Origin of the sequence: Candidatus Sysuiplasma jiujiangense (assembly GCA_019721075.1) — an archaeon.
Taxonomy (GTDB): Archaea; Thermoplasmatota; Thermoplasmata; order Sysuiplasmatales; family Sysuiplasmataceae; genus Sysuiplasma; species Sysuiplasma jiujiangense.
Window position 1 is genome coordinate 42,169 of record JAHEAD010000005.1, and the last position, 17,661, is coordinate 59,829.

At 46.5% G+C, this 17,661-nt stretch carries 15 protein-coding genes; 11 read left to right on the top strand and 4 right to left on the bottom strand.

What is annotated here, in order from left to right:
* Positions 1-222 precede the first annotated feature (222 nt).
* From KIS29_04415 to KIS29_04430, 4 genes are all read left to right on the top strand, one after another.
* The gene (locus tag KIS29_04415; GenBank protein MBX8639567.1) at positions 223-1,257 is read left to right on the top strand and encodes a site-specific DNA-methyltransferase; all 1,035 of its coding nucleotides are present in this window, start codon (positions 223-225) and stop codon (positions 1,255-1,257) included.
* A gap of 92 nt (positions 1,258-1,349) precedes the next feature.
* The gene (locus tag KIS29_04420; GenBank protein ID MBX8639568.1) at positions 1,350-2,252 is read left to right on the top strand and encodes a fumarylacetoacetate hydrolase family protein; all 903 of its coding nucleotides are present in this window, start codon (positions 1,350-1,352) and stop codon (positions 2,250-2,252) included.
* 423 nt (positions 2,253-2,675) lie between these two features.
* Positions 2,676-5,747 carry a PAS domain S-box protein gene (locus tag KIS29_04425; GenBank protein ID MBX8639569.1) on the top strand — a complete coding sequence of 1,024 codons (3,072 nt, stop codon included), beginning with the start codon at positions 2,676-2,678 and terminating at the stop codon, positions 5,745-5,747.
* 106 nt (positions 5,748-5,853) lie between these two features.
* Positions 5,854-6,933, top strand: a complete 1,080-nt coding sequence (locus KIS29_04430) for an SIS domain-containing protein (protein MBX8639570.1) — start codon at positions 5,854-5,856, stop codon at positions 6,931-6,933.
* Positions 6,934-7,024: 91 nt separating this feature from the next.
* Here the strand turns inward: KIS29_04430 and KIS29_04435 are convergent, their stop codons facing one another.
* From KIS29_04435 to KIS29_04445, 3 genes are all read right to left on the bottom strand, one after another.
* Positions 7,025-7,237, bottom strand: a complete 213-nt coding sequence (locus tag KIS29_04435) for a hypothetical protein (protein ID MBX8639571.1) — start codon at positions 7,235-7,237, stop codon at positions 7,025-7,027.
* Positions 7,238-7,577: 340 nt separating this feature from the next.
* A complete protein-coding gene (gene arsB, locus KIS29_04440) occupies positions 7,578-8,873 on the bottom strand; it encodes an arsenical efflux pump membrane protein ArsB (protein MBX8639572.1) in 1,296 nt (431 codons plus the stop codon).
* Between the two features lie 153 nt (positions 8,874-9,026).
* Positions 9,027-9,416, bottom strand: coding sequence for a winged helix-turn-helix domain-containing protein (locus tag KIS29_04445; GenBank protein ID MBX8639573.1), 390 nt, complete (start codon positions 9,414-9,416; stop codon positions 9,027-9,029).
* A gap of 180 nt (positions 9,417-9,596) precedes the next feature.
* Between KIS29_04445 and KIS29_04450 the strand changes: the two genes are divergently transcribed.
* Together KIS29_04450 and KIS29_04455 are read left to right on the top strand one after the other, a co-directional pair.
* Positions 9,597-10,448 carry a site-specific DNA-methyltransferase gene (locus KIS29_04450; GenBank protein ID MBX8639574.1) on the top strand — a complete coding sequence of 284 codons (852 nt, stop codon included), beginning with the start codon at positions 9,597-9,599 and terminating at the stop codon, positions 10,446-10,448.
* A 357-nt stretch (positions 10,449-10,805) separates the two neighbouring features.
* On the top strand, positions 10,806-10,943 hold the full coding sequence (locus tag KIS29_04455; GenBank protein ID MBX8639575.1) for a hypothetical protein: 138 nt from the start codon (positions 10,806-10,808) through the stop codon (positions 10,941-10,943).
* A gap of 223 nt (positions 10,944-11,166) precedes the next feature.
* Here the strand turns inward: KIS29_04455 and KIS29_04460 are convergent, their stop codons facing one another.
* Positions 11,167-11,676, bottom strand: coding sequence for a DNA protection protein DPS (locus KIS29_04460; GenBank protein ID MBX8639576.1), 510 nt, complete (start codon positions 11,674-11,676; stop codon positions 11,167-11,169).
* A 344-nt stretch (positions 11,677-12,020) separates the two neighbouring features.
* Between KIS29_04460 and KIS29_04465 the strand changes: the two genes are divergently transcribed.
* The 5 genes from KIS29_04465 to KIS29_04485 all read left to right on the top strand — a co-directional run bounded on the left by KIS29_04465 (position 12,021) and on the right by KIS29_04485 (position 17,655).
* Positions 12,021-12,188, top strand: coding sequence for a preprotein translocase subunit Sec61beta (locus KIS29_04465; protein ID MBX8639577.1), 168 nt, complete (start codon positions 12,021-12,023; stop codon positions 12,186-12,188).
* 131 nt (positions 12,189-12,319) lie between these two features.
* Complete coding sequence (locus KIS29_04470) at positions 12,320-12,865, top strand: cysteine hydrolase (GenBank protein ID MBX8639578.1); 546 nt, start codon at positions 12,320-12,322, stop codon at positions 12,863-12,865.
* Positions 12,763-14,064, top strand: a complete 1,302-nt coding sequence (locus KIS29_04475) for a nicotinate phosphoribosyltransferase (GenBank protein ID MBX8639579.1) — start codon at positions 12,763-12,765, stop codon at positions 14,062-14,064. The genes KIS29_04470 and KIS29_04475 overlap by 103 nt, the downstream gene beginning before the upstream one ends.
* 689 nt (positions 14,065-14,753) lie before the next feature.
* Positions 14,754-16,697 (top strand): 2-oxoacid:acceptor oxidoreductase subunit alpha, encoded by a 1,944-nt coding sequence (locus KIS29_04480; protein MBX8639580.1) that lies wholly within the window; start codon positions 14,754-14,756, stop codon positions 16,695-16,697.
* Positions 16,687-17,655: a 2-oxoacid:ferredoxin oxidoreductase subunit beta gene (locus KIS29_04485; protein ID MBX8639581.1), complete on the top strand. Its 969-nt coding sequence runs from the start codon at positions 16,687-16,689 to the stop codon at positions 17,653-17,655. Before KIS29_04480 ends, KIS29_04485 begins: the two co-directional genes overlap by 11 nt.
* Positions 17,656-17,661 lie beyond the last annotated feature (6 nt).

Below are 17,661 nucleotides of genomic sequence, written 5' to 3' on the forward strand. Positions count from 1 at the left end.
CGCGCACGGTTTATGATAACAAACTGTTTTTTATGTCATATCTGCCGTTCAGACAGTGAGCGGCAAATATTGAGCCAAAGACATGGACAGGTTATTTGAACTGATGATAAGTACTGTCATATTGAGGCGGCATCAATGTTCAAACTTCCAAGATTAAAACCATCCGCAATTGCCTGTTTCGTTTACCTGATTTTTAATCAGAAGACAGGGAGGCAGTGATCTTTGCAGTTCGAAACGAGTCACAGGATCATTAATTGCGATGCGGCTGAAGGAATAGCCCAACTACCAGACAGTTCAATTGCCCTCACTGTTACCTCGCCTCCTTATCCAATGATAGAGATGTGGGATGCGCTCTTTTCTGAGTCCGACTCAGGCATATCAGGTTCAATGGCGTCCGGAAATGCCGAAACGGCGTTCGAATCAATGCATCATCAACTCGATAAAATCTGGACCCTGATATGCGCAAAGACAATCGATGGCGGGATTTTATGCATTAATGTCGGCGATGCAACAAGGAGTACAGGGGGACGTTTTCGCTTATTTTCCAATCATTCACGGGTTATCAGAGGCTGTCTGGCGGCAGGATTTGACCAGTTGCCCGAAATAATATGGAAGAAACAGTCGAACAAACCTAACAAGTTCATGGGCTCAGGAATGCTCCCTACGGCAGCTTATGTCACTCAGGAACACGAATTCATACTTATATTCAGAAAGGGGCGCAAAAGAAAATTCGAACTCCCGGATGAAAAGATTCGCAGGAGACTGAGTGCATATTTCTGGGAAGAACGAAACTGCTGGTTTTCTGACATCTGGGATGACATTAAAGGCGAAAAGCAGGACAATGGGAAATCAACCCGGAAAAGGACGGCTGCGTTCCCCGTGCAGCTGCCCTACAGGCTGATATCAATGTTTTCCGTCATCGGTGACACCGTCATGGATCCATTCTGTGGCACTGGGAAGACATCAGTCGCGGCAATAGCTGCATGCAGAAACAGCATAGGCATCGACATCAATGAAGAGTATGCAGCGCTCTCAAGGTTGGATATTTCTAACTGTCTGGATGAATGCAATAACATCATTGGACGTCGCCTTGCCGGTCACACACAGTTTGTTAGCAATTCTGGTGTTGAGAATCACCGCTACATTAATGAAAATTACAAATTCAGGGTCAAAACCGCACAGGAATCAGAAATTCTTTTCCCTGTTCCTGTGTCAATACTGTCAGCGAACGGACAATTCACTGTAGTCTATTCCTGAAAGTCGTCTCTCATTTACGTCGCCAAGTTTTTGAACAGGACCATTGTTTTCCCATTACACTTGTATAGGAATTCATTACCTGGAGCTTATGCATGACTAAATACCTGAATGCGGCATATGGGAACAGGCACGTATTGGCTTTTAGAACAGAAAACGGTATAGTTTACGCAGATTCGCTGAGAAAATTAACAGGTAAGAGCTACGGCAGCATCAACTGTGTAGACGATCTTTGCCGTGACCCTGAGAACGCGAAATTAATAGCCGCTGATATTGTGACAAATTCCAATAGACTGGTTTCAGCCACGATTAACGGTGAGGAGGTGAAGCATCTTCCGTGTGTTCTTCATCCCGGCAAGATTGTCTGCATTGGCCTCAATTACAGGAAACATGCTATGGAAACACACGCAAAAGTACCGGAATATCCCGTCATATTCAGCAAATTCTCCGATTCCGTTGCTGCTCACAGGCAGGACATAGCAATCAAACCGGACGGCTGGAAAGTGGATTATGAAGCCGAACTTGGTATACTCATAGGCAGGAGGGCAATAAATGTAAGCCGCGGGAATGCGCTCAAATTTGTTTTCGGGTATTTTCCTGCAAATGATGTTTCCGCGCGTGAGCTACAGCTGCGGACAAGTCAGTGGCTGCTGGGAAAGACGTGCACTGGTTTTGCACCGATTGGACCCGAAGTTGTTACAACGGATGAAGTGGCAACACCCAACAACCTCCGCATCAGTTGCTCTGTAAACGGAGAAATGAGGCAGGATTCCAGTACATCCGACATGATATTCAAATGTGATGAAATAATCTCCTACTGTTCACAATATTTCATACTGGAGCCGGGGGATATCATACTTACGGGTACGCCTGAGGGAGTCGTTCTGGGGATGAAGGAGGGAACGCGGAAATGGATTGTACCGGGAGATACGGTAGAAGTTAAAATTGAAGGCATGTCAGCTCTTGAGAACAGATTCATCAGCATTCAGGGAAATTAGTTTTTGGGATATATGGGAGTATTCCAGAATCAATGCTGTTTCATTTGTCATGCGATTGCCGCACAGGTTCGCGAAAAGACATGAATTGTCAATCGTTGGGTCGGGTCTGAATAGTATTCGGTCTGCATTAATTTCAGGCATAATTCGTTCCATGTCATACTGAAAATCCACAAACGTCGTCAGGTCCAGTCGATAAAAGCATTTGATGCTTCAGCACCATCTGTATGCGGCATTTGCCAGGTTCAACATTCACGACCTGCGGGTTGGAAACGAGCCTAAATAATTGCAACGGCAAAACGTGCCGTTTTAGTTACTGTCTGTGCCCGCTACGGGCGCAACGTAAATAATTATAAGGAGCAGAAGGATAAACTGATCAGGATGGAATGAAACAGGGCATCGTTGAGTACGGAGGATATGGGGCAAATGGTAACCGGTCGGGAGATAAGGATTCTTTACGTGGATGATGAGGAGACGCTCCATGAACCGGTGAAGCTGCTTCTCGAAATCAATGGCGGTATCAAAGTAGAAACAGCGAAATCGGCTGCGTCTGTCCTGGCAGAAATTGAAGGAGGAGATTATGACGCCATAATTTCTGATTACCAGATGCCTGAAATCGACGGTCTGGAATTCCTTGATCGACTTAGAAAGAAATCGATAACCATTCCGTTTATTCTCTTCACGGGAAGAGGGAGAGAGGAGGTCGCCATTGAAGCTCTGAACAGAGGAGCCGATTATTATTTTCAGAAAGGAACGGATATTGCTTCGCAGATCAGGGAGATGCGCAATATTATCGAGACAAGTGTCGAAAAACGCCGGGCCGAAGAGGAAATCAGGGCAACCAGGGAGCTCCTTGAATCATTTGTTCAGAACACTGATGATGCAATAATATTGTTTGACACGGAGGGTCGTATAATGAGGGCAAACCCCTCTTTCCGCAGGATATACGGATGGGACGAATCAGAGGCATTGGGCAAAAGACTCCCAATGGTTCCCGATGATGATATGCCCAGAGTCGAGAATTACTTCAGATCCGTAGTGGAAACAGGGAAACCAATGACATACCGTGGAAAGAGGATCAGAAAGGACGGGACAGTCTTTCACGGTCTCATGACTGTTTCACCCGTCAGGGACGCTTCCGGAAAGGTTGTCGCCATTTCCGGAATAGGCAGGGACATTTCCGAATATGTCAGGCTTACGGAAGAAATTGAAAATCAGAATGAATGGCTGCAGACAACAATATCCAGCATAGGGGACGCACTTATGGCGACCGACGAGAAAGGCAAAATCCTGTTTCTCAACACAATGGCTGAAAAGCTGACAGGATACACAAAGGAGGAGGCAGTAGGCAGACCCGTAACGGATATTTTCAGGATAATCAACGAGAAAACCGGATTGCCTGCCGAAGTACCCGTGGATCGTGTCATGTCTACGGGAACTATTGTCGGCCTTGCAAACCATACTGCCCTGATCTCCAAAAACGGCAGAATTCGTTCAATAAAGGACTCTGCTGCACCAATTATTGACAGTAGAGAATCGGTGATAGGCATAGTTATGGTTTTCAGCGACGTGACAGCAGAGAGGATAGCAGAAAGGGCCACGAACATGCGCTTTGCGGTCACATCGCTTCTTGCGTCCGAATCCTCTATTGAAAGCGCCGGGCCGTCCCTTCTCAGAGCGATGTGTGACGCTATCGAATGGCAGGCGGCTGAGATCTGGCTTCCCGACAGGACAAACACCTGCCTAGAACTCCTCTGCCAGTATTTTTCACGTGAAATTGACTCAGAGCCTTTCAGGAAGGAAACGGAGTCAACAGTATTCATCAGAGGTCGAGGTGTTCCAGGAATGATATGGGAAACCGGGAAGCCCTTGTGGTCAGACAAACTGGAAGACCTTCCTGTCTACGTAAGAAAAGCAACGGCACATAAATCCGGTCTTGTCTCACTCTACGGCTTTCCAATCCGTTACGGTAATAACTGCACCGGCGTGATGATGTTTTACGGCTCGGTCAGCAAGGAAATAGAGGAGCATTTCCGCCACGTTATGGAAGATATAGGAAAACAGATTGGCCAGTTTATATCCAAACAGCATGCCGACGAGGATTTGCGGAGGATGACCGAGGTTGTATCCTCGCTGATGGAAAATGCCTCGGACTCTATAATAATTACCGACGCGCAGGGTAGGGTGATCAGCGTGAATCCTGCGTTCGAACGGATGTTTGGATGGAAGCTTGAGGAGATTGCAGGAAAGCAGCTGCCAACGATACCTGCGCCATTGCGTAAGACTTTCGACGATTCTCTGGATAAAGTCAAAAAAGGGGAATTCGTGAAATATGAAACGAAGCGCCTCAAAAAGGGTGGAGGCGATATCGATGTAAGCGTGTCTGTTTTCCCGCTGCGCGGCAACGATGGAAAGATCACAGGCATTGCATCCATAACGAGAGATATAAGCGACATGTCAAGACTCAGAGACGAACTCATGCTTCACGACGCCGCTCTCAGGGCATCGCCTTATATTTTCCTTACAGTTGAAAACGGCGTTGCCGGCAGAAAGATCATATATTGCAATCCCGCTTTCTTTGCGTTCAGCAGACTTGATGAGGAGAACGTCATTCACCACGATATCTCCGAAGTTTTCAGCTGCTTTGCGGGCGAACAGACTGTCAGGGATATCGAGAAGATGATCGTATCCGGAAGGCACCATGAGGCCGAATTCGAACTCAATGAAGGTGGCACGGGGAAAGCATGGATGGATATCGACATTTCACCTATATTCAATGAGCAGAAAAAGATAGAATTCTGGATACTGGGAATGAGGAATGTAAGCGATGAGGTAAGATTCAGGGAAGAATTGAAAAAGCTAAACGAAAAACTGAATCTAATGGGTGAAATAGTCAGGCATGACATTAAAAACGGCCTGCAATCAATCCTTACATATGCCGAGAGTGCCATCAGCTCAAAAAAGGAAGATGTTATTTCGAAGTGCCTTTCTGAAATAAAGAATTCCGTGAGCCGCATCAACAGGCAGCTTGAGACTTTCAGAGACTATCAGGAGAGTGTTGGAGCAGGCGCAGAGTGGCTTGACATGCATTCCATTCTCAAGACATCCCTCTCCGGTTTCGATTTGAAGAAAATAGATGTTGAAATCAACCTGCCCGAATTTGAAATATGGGCGTCTCCGCTGGTGGAGAGAGTATTCCACAATCTCATCGATAATTCTCTCCGTCATGGAAAAAATGTGACTAAGATCAGCTTTGCAAGTTTTGTGCAAAACGGTTTCTGCAGGATAATCTATGAAGACGACGGAGTTGGGCTCAGTTTCCAGAAGAGAGAACAGATATTTTCACACAAAGACGGAATTCCGGTGAAACATGGGATGCAGCTTGCCAGGGAGCTTCTCGAGATCACAGGCATCACGATAAAGGAAACAGGCGAACCGGGGAAGGGTGCCAGATTCGAAATCAGTGTTCCCCCGACCTCTTTCAGGAAGAAGGTATGAAGGCTTCCTGCTGAACGAGTCTTACAGTCTGAGGCAGGGCACTCTGAATGCATACACTGCTCTGCACTGACGCATTTAAGTATTCAAGTGAACTTAATGCCTTCATATGGACGAAAACGAATTTCACATGTATCGTTCAATTGTTTCTCAGCCTGAAAAAATAACACATGCTGTGATCAACAACATGGATTCTGTCATCCGCCTGGGCTCGATCATGCAATCCGGAAAAAGAGGCAAGCTCTTTCTTGTCGGCACAGGAACTTCACTACATGCTGCAGAACTGGCTTATTATTTCTTCACGGGGAACGGTAACGGCTCTTCGGCGGTTGACGCACTGCCGTTTTCTTCATATGAATTCGTTAATTATCCGCCCGCTCTGTCAAAGGAGGACACGGTGATGGTGATCAGTCATCGCGGCTACAAACGGTACAGCCACAGCGCGCTGGAGTTGAGCGCCCGGAAAGGATGCGTCACCGTCGCGATTACGGGAATTGGCAGCACTGTCAGAAAAGGGGACGCCGATTTTGTATTTGAAACAGTGGAGCAGGAGAAGTCTTCGGCTCATACAGTCAGTTTCACTTCAGCTCTTGCAATACTCCTTTCAATTTCCATCGCATCACGAAAACCCGAAACTGATGCAACCGCCAGAATCATCGCGGTAACCGAAAAGATAACCTCCCTGATGGGCAGTATAATTTCCGGAAGGGATGCGATACGCAACCTGGTTTCAGGAATGACGGATCTCAGGAGGGTCTGGATATCAGGAAGCGGTCCCAACAGGATAACAGCTAAGGAGGGTGCCCTCAAAATACAGGAGACATGTTATCTTGATGCATACGGATTTGAGATCGAACAGCTCATACACGGGCCAATGCGTGCAGCATCCATTCCGGACGATCTTTTTATTCCGATCATCTGGGGTGAAAGTGACATCAGAAGCCGCGAATTAGTGAAGTCCATAGCCGGGGCAGGAGGCAATCTGCTTACGATTTCCAGCAGTTCAGCCGACAATTACAACTGCCTGCATTCGGACATACAACTGGAGGAGCACCTTTCGCCTTTCCTCACCGTGATTCCGCTGCAGTTCCTGGCACTATATCTTGCAGCAATCAAAGGTACAGATCCTGACGGCTTCAGGAGCAATGATACTTTCTTTTCCAAAATAGATGCAACGCTCAAGCTTTGAGTTCAATCAACTTCCAACCCCGCTGTAATGTCGTCCAAAAGACTTCCTCCGGCAAGTTTACCGAAGAAGCTTCTCAACTGCACTGAATAAATTATGAATCTGCTCCCTGGTTAATGACTCCTGCCATGTCGTCGAAAGACAAGAGAGGTTTCAGCCCGTCATTTTTCTGTATGAACAATCCCCTTCCTGACAAGAACAGGCAGAGAGCTCCCTTTTTTCTCAAATCCGGGAAACTGTCCTTTGCTTTGATTTCGCTGAGGTAGACAGGTATGGTTACTGCATTGTTCTTCTGTGCATTTTCCACTTTGGAATAAGTGTGACATCCTTATATTAATCCGGTTCTTAATAATCCACTTATCGACTCTCTGCCAGAATCAAGCGAATTTTCAACAATGAAACAGCTTCTTTTAATTTATTTGCTGAAAACATCCTTGAGCCTGTGTGAACGTTCTGTTATTTTCAAAGCGACCATGCTGCCCTGTACTTACTGCACGAATGATTGAACAAGGGAATGAAATTATTCAACTGCTTCGACACGTCTAATTCGAAATAGGGCGACTCAGGGAAAGCGAAATGATTGTATCGGGCGCTTAAACGCTCCTTGCCCTGCACCCAACTCAGGTTCGCAGCTGACCATATGACGGTTAGAGATTGACAGTAAGCCATACAACCACAAGCGTAACAATTAACACCGGCAATGCCAGTTTAAATCCCGTCTTCATATATTCTGCAATGCCAATTTTTATGCTGTTCTTTCTCTCAAGGGTATGAAGCCAAAGAAGAGTGGCAAGTGAACCGATAGGTGTGAATTTTGGTCCCACGTCATTCCCAACGACATTGGCAAATATAAATTGCGAGTTCACTTGTCCAGTGAATTTCGCAATTGCCAGATTCCCGATCATCACAGACGGCATGTTGTTCATGATCGCAGCCATGAAGGCAAAAAGCAGGCCGGCTCCGACAACATTCAGGGGTCCGGGCAGTGATACCATGTTTAGAAGGGCTGAATGAACAATCGAAGTGAGTCCTTCTCGTCCCAGTCCGAACACTGTAAGATACATTCCGAGTGAAAAAAGCACCACCTGCCATGGAGCGTCCTTCAGCACCCCGCTGGTGTCTATCTTTTTTCTAAATCTGGCAAACAGAAAAAGGAATGCAGCAGAAGGAACAGCTACAAATGAGACAGGCAGATTGTAAATTCCTCCAATGGAATAGGCAATTATGAGGCCGATAATCATAGGCACTGCGATTCCCACTATTATTCTGTCTTTTATTGCCTCTGAAGGGACACCAATTTTTGCGGTTTCATAGATGGGTGGAATACTTCTTCTGAACAGCAACCAGAGAACCGCTATGCTTACCAAAACCGATGAAATGTCGGGAAGGATCATTACTTCAGCGTAATGCAGGAAACTTATTGAAAAATATCCGGAGGCTACAATATTGACGAGATTACTTATGACCAGCGGAAGACTGGCCGTATCTGCAATGAAACCTGCCGCCATTACAAACGCTACGATGCTCTTTTTGTCCATTCCGGTTCTTGTCATCACAGATACAACAATCGGTGTCAGTACGAGAGCGGTTCCGTCATTTGCAAAGAAGGCAGAGATCAGCGCACCGAGCAGAATTATCATTATGAACAGCTTCTTTGTATTTCCCTGTGCATTGATTGCTATCCTTGCTGCCCAGTACTCAAAGAAACCCGCTTCATCGAAAATCAACGTAAGTATTATTACCGCAACAAACGTAAAAGTCGCATTCCAGACAATCGACCAAACAATGAATACATCCCCGACCGTTGTTGCGCCGATCAAGACACTCAGAACGCCACCCGCCATGGCGGTATATCCTATGCCGATGTTTCCCGGTCTCAAGATTACGAGGCATAGTGTGGCGATAAATATCGAGAGGGATGCGGAAAATAGCAGATAGTTCAGAAAAATACCGCCTTTCCTGATGTGCTTTCCCGTACTCGAGAGTGAAACCGGTGTTTTTCAGAAACGCCCGCTCCCAGAGGACTCGCCATTCGCTTGGAATCGTTCATTTAAGCCACTCAGTTTCAGACTTTCCATCCACGCCTGCCGAAAATGTCATGTGGACATTTCCGATATTTCTCTGAAAAGTGGATTGATCAAATTGTCTGTAAGGAAATTTTTCGACAGACTGTAGAAAACCCACCTTCCAACCCTTCTTCTTTTTATAAATTCCTCTCTTTCAAGTATCCCCAGCTCATGACTTATTGAAGGCTGAGGAATGTTGAGCGCGGCCGTCATTTCGCAGACACACATTTCTTTCCTTGAGAGCATGAGCAGGATGACAATGCGATTGTGCCCTCCTAGAGCTTTGAACATTCTTTCAATATCTGCAACTCTCTTCGATGCCGGAGGAGACATAATCGATTCCGCCAGTTCCCTGGCATTCTTGAGATCTGCGTTTGAACACAGTTTGATTTCCTTCAGTCTTTCAAGACTTCCTTTCAACCGATTTTCGGACGTGGATGCACACCACGATCAACTGTATACTGAAAAGCAATATTAATAGTTTCATATATGTTAATTAATTAATATTTCTAACCGACTGCGTCGACCCGATCCCGACCTATTTGTTAAAATACGGGAATGTCAGATATCTGCAGGAGTTGACGGACGGTGCAAAAAGTCATGGAGCTTCATTTGCTCAATAAGCTACATCACGGTTCTATTTTCGATATACTTCCATCCATTCCTGATGAAAGTGTCGATTGTATTTTCGCAGATCCTGATTACAACGTTGGCGTCAAGTATCAGGGAAAACGGTATACGACGGACTTCAACAGTTATTTGGGCGAGTGTATAGAATGGGCGCGTGAAAGCCGGAGAATTTTGAAGAGAGATGGAAATTTCTTTATAGTAAACTACGGCAAAAACAGTGCATATCTCCGTGTCAATTATCTGGATAACGCCTTTTATAACGTTTATGAATACGTTTGGGTGTACAGGACAAACATCGGTCACGGAGAGCATCACTTTACAACCGCGCATCGAATAATTCTTCACTGTACGAAGTCTCCGGATAACAAATTCTATAAAGATGCCGTAGCCCAGCCCTATCAAAATCCCGGCGACAGGAGGATAAAAGAACTGATTAAGTCTGGTTCCCCAGGGAGAATGCCTTATTCCTGGCTCGAGGGGACTGCGGACGGCACGGCCAACTCAGAAAGGGACTGGTTCGAATTCAATCTCGTGAAAAATGTCGGTTTTGCAAAAACATTCCATTCATGCCAGATCCCGGAAAAACTTTCAGAAATGCTGTTCAGGGCGACCTGCAGGAAGGGAGATACAGTGTTGATTCTATTCGGCGGCTCAGGATCTGAAATTGCAGTTTGCCATCGCCTTGGACTGAACTGGATAAGCGCCGAAAGCATTCCTGAATACTGTGGGATTATCGAAAAGAGGCTTGCTAATGACGGAATGGTCGCGGAGTCAGACAGAATGATCAATTTTATGAAAAGAAAGGCAGGTCATAAGAAGTAAGCGTTAAACAGTTCCGCAGTTTATTCCCAAATTTGCACTTAAAATGTTCTGTTTATTTAATGGGATCTTCGTTTGGATGCCGCTGAAGCGATTGCTTGCTATCTAGAGCAAATGGTTGATCAGTCATATCGCGATCCGGCGCACCTATCACCCGTATTGTAATTGTTGTGTTGTTTAGGCGCTATGCGATTCTAATTTTCAAAAGGCGGTAAAAAAAGCGTCTTCAGTCTTTCCCTCTTTTGAACGATGTATCTTACAATCGGTTCCTTTCATCTGTCTTTGGCATCAATGAATCTTTCAGAACTCAAATGCAACAGAGAAGGTTGTATCGCAAATCTGATGGAAAACTGCAAATTGATGAAGCTGCTGCGCATCTATTCAGGAATGCCGGGATATGAAGTCGTGCTACCCCCTCTCCATATTTTCGGAGTAAGGGATTTTCAGAGGGACTCGATTGAGAACGTGGAGCTCATAAGCAATGCCATGAGCAGATGACTTTGTCTTTCCTGAATTCCCATTATTCCAGCGGTTCGCCTTGGTGAGGGCAAGTTGCAGAAGACACCGCTGTTCCGCCATTCTTCAAGAACATAACAATTATCTTTTTCCCGCCAGTTGTAATAAGGAGATGTCCAAGTATTTTCAAGTCGGCAATAGAGCATGCTCGTAGCCACAAAAACATCGCGGAATCAGGTAAAGATCGGGGAGAAGTGAGAACAACTCACTTTGATGGGCGCGGACCTTCTCTTGGGAATCTTCTTCTGAAATGACTAGATGGCCTGCCGTAGAGAAACTCCAGGAACCACGCCTCACGTTCAGTTTCTTCAGTCATAATTCTCTGAGCGAAATCGTATGTTCTATGGTCATTGCCACCGGCAATCATGTGACAGACCTCAGACCACACGCAAATTGCACACTGCTCAGCCCGAAGCGGCACCTTCAATATCGATTTGTGGTCCTTACAATCATCTGGCAAGTAAGCATCCGGGTACGATGACTGGTCGGCGAATTTCCTTATATCACTGGGAGGTTCTCCGTCAAGTTCGTAGATCCTTGGAGTCATCAGCTCGAAGTGCAGCCTGTCTTCAAATCTTGCATCCACTGCAATCTCCTTCAGCCTCTCGCCTTCAGGCCCAATAAGATGCATTCTGAGAATTGTGTAGTAATGGTAAGTTGCAGGTTCGGCACCAACTGCCCTGACAGGTTTTTCAATCAATTTGTCGACGTTCACTCCTGCTTTTCAATTTCCTATCTTCCTGCGACCTGAATATTATCCTTCGCATCCAAGTTCATAGTATCGGCATAATCCATCTGAGCACTTATCACTAATCGTTCTTAATAACCGGATTCAGAGAGTATGGATTTGTTTTCGATCAAATGATCCATCTGAAATGCGACTAACCTAACTGTACCAGTGCTTTGCAGATACACTTACCTATTCCATTCAGGAACAATTGTGCGTAAGAATTGAGTATCGCCTCTGCATTTACCGGTTGACTGAACACTGCGGCCAAAATCTTTCCTGATTGCAACGCAAAAATATCTTATACTTGAATAATGAATTAAAGAACAGGAATGGCGAAAAAGAAAGGTGAGGGTTTCCAGTCTGCCGCGGGTCTTATCAGATATTTTGATGCGGAGGACGAAAAGGCTCTGAAATTGAGCCCTTGGCTAGTGATTGCGCTCATAATTGCCACCGTTGTTATACTGGAATATCTTACAGCCTTCTACCCACTCGGCTGAATTGCAAAAACATCACTTATTCCGTCATGACTAAAAAACGAGCGCTAGCCCGTGAATTTATACCATCTGTCAGGAACAGTATTTTTAACATGCCGCTTCATGGTCAGTGAAGCGGGTCAGGTGTGAATTCGATGAGAAACAGTTCAGCGGGCACTGTATTGATCCTTGTTGACATGATTAATGAATTCGTGAGCGGGAAATACGGCTCTCCCAGGGCAGAAAAAATGGTGCCTCATGTGCTCACACTGTTGAATAAAGCCCGGCAGGCTGAAATCCCTGTAATCTATGTCAGGGATGCGCACAGGGAAAACGACCCTGAATTGAAGGTATGGGGAAAGCATGCAATGGAGGGTACCACAGCCTCTGAAATAGTGACAACCCTGAAACCGGAAAAAGACGAGACTGTATTCAGTAAGCGGCAGTACTCAGCATTTCTGAATACAGGCATTGATCGGAAACTGAAAAGAATTGGCGCCAGAAGTATTATTTTTGCAGGGATAAGCGCTGACATATGCGTCCAGCATAATGTTGCTGATGCATTCTACAGGGGGTACACCACATTGGCTGTGAGGGAATGTGTCGAGAGTATAAGCGCGGATGCGAAGGAGAGAGCGCTAAAGTATATGGAGACAATCTACGGAACAAAGATACTGAGCCTGAAACAGGTGGAACTCTGAAGAAATTCTTTACGGCTACAGACAAACAGATTGATAGTGGCTATACAACCGACGTTTATTTTACGAGAACAAGAAAAATACTCAAAGAAAACGGTCTAGAAAAGCTGAAAGTGACTGCCGAAGTAACAACCAGCGAATTGCCGGAAGGATGGATATGGGGAATCTATTCCGGACTTGCTGAGGCACTGAGACTTTTCGAGGGCAAGCCAGTGGATATATACTCCTTCAGGGAAGGGACAGTGTTCAGAGCCAAATCAAGACAGGGTGTGCTCGTCCCCGTCATGACAATAACCGGCGCTTACTATGATTTCGCCCTCTATGAAACGCCTCTTCTTGGTTTCCTCTGCCATTCGTCTGGTATTTCCACTGTCTCATCCCGCTACAGAATGAGATGTGGCAAAAAGACACTTCTTGCTTTCGGCATAAGACGTGCGCATCCAGCTATTGCTCCGATGATTGACAGGGCATCATATATCGGAGGATGCGATGCAGTATCTTCTATTGCAGGTGCGGAATTAATTGGTCATCCACCCCAGGGAACTATGCCCCATGCAAGTGTAATCGTTTTCGGCGATTCGGCAAAGGCATTTGCAGCTTATTCTGAATCTGTTTCAGGAGATGAAAAGAAGATAGTTCTCGTCGACACGTTTTCAGACGAAAGACAGGAATCACTTCTGGCTGCAATGAATATCAAGGGACTCTACGGTATCCGGCTGGACACGCCAAAGTCAAGGCGCGGCAGCCTTCCGTCAATAGTATCGGAAGTGCGCTGGGAGCTAAACAGTAAAGGCCATGGTGACATCAAAATATTTGTATCAGGCGGAATCAGGGAGGATGATTTAGCCGATCTCATAGACGCCGGTGTTGATGGTTTTGGCGTCGGCACGGCTATAAGCAACGCTTCCGTGATAGACTATTCCCTGGATATAGTCGAAGTCGACGGCAGCGCTATTGCAAAGAGAGGGAAGTTTTCCGGTCGAAAGGAAGTGTACCGCTGCCCTGACTGTTTTCAATTCGATGTCCTCCCCGAAGGTAGCGGAGTCCCCTCCTGTAATGTTTGTGACTTGAAGGAGGAGAAAATGCTGAGGAAAGTAATGTCAAAGGGCAGACTCGTTTCAAAAACAGAAAGTCCTGATGAAACACGCAATTATGTGATAAGACAGCTGTCAAAAATACGGATGCCTGACATGTCTACCTGATTCCTGGCAGGCCTTCCTGCCCTTCACTCTTTCAGTTACGGCATCAGTGTCGATTTTCCGGTCTGCCGACAATTGTTTGTCTTTCCGAATTAACCTGCCATTTTATTCAGTCTGTCTTGCTGCTTGACTGCTGTTTGAAGGATGAATAAAGTTTAATGCATCCGGGGTTATGCCTGAACGATGACAATTAATCCGGATGGCATAATCGCTGGCAGGAGACTGGAAAGCGGCCGAGTGACATGGTCGCATAAATACGATATGAACGTGGTATTCGTGCCTCCTGATGATTCAACAGTCTGTTCCAACTGTGGCGCGGCGCTGATAGCCGGAGATGGCAAGTGGCATCCAGTCAGGCTGAAGGATAGCAAATATTATTGCGAGAACTGTCCAGTCACCCTACCGTCAGTGTAGCTCAGCACCCCGCCTGGGCATCGGCATCGGTTTGAACCAACTGTAAAGCTGGAATTCAGCAGAGACTACCCGGAGAGCAGAAGCAGGATTCAATCAGAAGAAGAAATACGAAAGAGTATATTAAATACCTTAAAGTACGAGAGTTCGGCATAATAAATATGAATGGAGCAGACTGAATTGAAGGGCAGTGCCTCCCTGCAGGGCAAAACAGGTCGCTGCCGTCCACGCAACTGGCTTACGCTTCTCATGTCAGTTAATGAAAGAAAGGTGATTGTCTGATAGAAAACAAACTTCAATGGTGCATAGGTGGAGCACAGGGCAGCGGTGTTGACACATCAGCGAATATATTTTCAAGGGCATGCGCAGAAGGCGGACTTTGGATAATGGGAAAAAGGGAGTATTTCTCAAATATCAAGGGAGAACACAGTTATTTTGTCGTGAGGGTAGATACAAACAAGGTTGTAGCTCATTACGACAGTATAGACGTTCTGGCCACCTTTGACGAAGAGACGGTCGCAAGACATTTCCAGGAAATTGTAGCCGGCGGCGCACTTATATACGATCCATCGCTTGGCAACAAGAAAATTGCCGAAATTCCCACTCTCGATTTGCGGGTTAAACAGGAGATTATAAAGCAGTTTGAGCCCACACCGCCCACCATAAACACGCTTGTCAGTGATTGTGAAAAGAGAGGCGTCCATGTTTACGCATTACCTTATAGTTCACTCCTCAGCACCATCTCATCCCGAACAGGGGAGAAGAGAACCAGCGTCCTGGGAAGGATGGTAAATGTGCTCGCGGTTGCTGCCTCCTTCGCAATACTGAAGTATGATATGTCAGATCTCAACAGTTCAATCGAAAGAACGTTCGGAGGCAAGAAGAGTGTTGCAGGCATAAACAAGGTTGCGGCTGAAGTGGCATATGAGTACATGACAGACAATTTTAAAGACAATTTCAACTACAGACTCAAAAAGGTTGGCAGGGACGGCGAACGGAGAATGCTTATCAACGGCAACGAAGCCGTCGCTCTGGGAAAGGTCGCAGCAGGTCTGCGGTTTCAGACATATTATCCGATTACTCCTGCCGCGGACGAAAGCACCTATCTCGAAAGATATGAACGTTTCAGCACTTCCAATGGCGATGGTGAGAAGGGGAACATTGTTGTCGTGCAGACAGAAGATGAGATAGCAGCAGTAACCATGGCCATCGGAGGTGCGATAGCCGGCGTGCGCACCGCAACATGTACTTCAGGGCCGGGATTCTCACTCATGGCTGAAGGCATCGGCTGGGCAGGGATTAATGAAGTACCAGTCGTGATCACGAATTACCAGCGTGCGGGTCCTTCAACGGGAATGCCGACCAGGCATGAACAGGGCGACCTGAAATTTTCGATGTATGGTGGACATGGTGATTTTCCGAGAATTGTTCTGTGCTCAGGAGATCTGGAGGAATGCTTCTATGACGCGAACAGGGCATTTAATTACGCCGAGAAGTACCAGCTGCCTGTTATTCATCTGATTGACAAGGCTATGGCCAACAGCACTGCAGTGATGAATTATTTCGAACCTTCGAAGATGATCATTGACAGGGGCCTGTTCCTCGGTGATGGAACTCCCTTTGTGATGAAGGAAGGGGAGGTTTACGAACGCTTCAAATTCACAGAAAACGGCATCAGCCCGCGCGTTCCTGCAGGTACGCCCGGTGCGATTTTCTGGAATACCGGCGATGAACATACTGAACTTGGGCATGTTACCGAAGATCCTGTAATCAGGAACAGAATGATGGAAAAGAGGATGGGCAAACTCTCCCTTGCGCTTAAGGAGATACCGCAGTCGGAACAGTTCAATTATTTTGGCGACAAAAATCCGGATTTGCTCATTGTCAGCTGGGGTTCCACGAAAGGATCAATACTGGAGTCAATGGAGAAGATTCGTTCCGAAGGCCAGAAGAAACTTGGCTTTCTGCAAATGAGGCTGGTCCATCCGTTCCCATCGGAATCGGTAATGAGCATTCTGAAAGGGGCTAAGAAATTTGCAGTTATGGAAATGAACTATGTTGGCCAGCTTGCCGATGTTATATGCGAATACACTGGCATCTCATCGAATTTCAGGATTGTAAAGTACAATGGCAGGCCGATTACTGTAGACGAGGCATATGATTCTATTAAGAAAATACTTGAAGGGAAATCAGAGGCGAGGGTGGTGCTGACACATGGAGCTTAAACTTGCAGATTACAGAACTGAGGTGCACAACGACTGGTGCCCGGGATGCGGAGACTTCGGAATACTGAGCGCCGTGCAGATGGCGCTGGCGGAATCTCACCTGAATTTGAATGAAACGGTAGTTGTGAGCGGCATAGGCTGTTCAGGGAAGACGCCTCATTACGTAAACGTAACAGGTGTGCACACGCTTCATGGCAGACCGTTGCCGTTTGCAACCGGCATAAAACTCGCAAATCCGCATCTGAACGTGGTGGCTGTCGGCGGAGATGGTGACGGCCTGGGAATAGGCGCGGGCCATTTTGTGAGCGCCGGAAGGAGGAATGTGGATATGGTCTACATTATACATGATAATGGTGTTTACGGCCTTACGAAGGGCCAGGCGTCTCCTACGCTGAAACTGGGTACGAAGACAAAGGGACTCAATTTCCCCAATATTACAAGCAACATCAACCCGCTGATACTGGCAATGGCATGCGGATATACATTTGTTGCCCGTGGCTACTCGTTTAATGTACAGCATCTCAAGAATCTGATTAAGATGGCAATGGAGCACAAGGGAACAGCCTTCCTTGATGTTCTTCAGCCTTGCCCAACATATAACGATATCAACACAAAAGAGTGGTATAATGGAGAGGACAGGGCAGGAGAGAACAACGGCAGGGCCTTCCCCCGTGTATACACACTGGAAAGCGAAGGGTATGACGGAAATGTGAACACCGAAAAGGGGAGAGATGCAGAAACCGTCATGCTGGGTGCGATGAGGAGGGCCACGGAATGGGGGGAAAAGATACCTATTGGCGTATTTTACAGGAATGCCGAAATTCCGACCTATGAGGAAAGGATCAGCGAAAGGATACCCGAATACATGAGCAATCCTCCTGCAAAACAGCGCCTGGCCGGAAAGGACAGGAAACCGCTGGCTGACATAAGGGAATACATGGACGAGCTCAGCGTCTGACCCCAG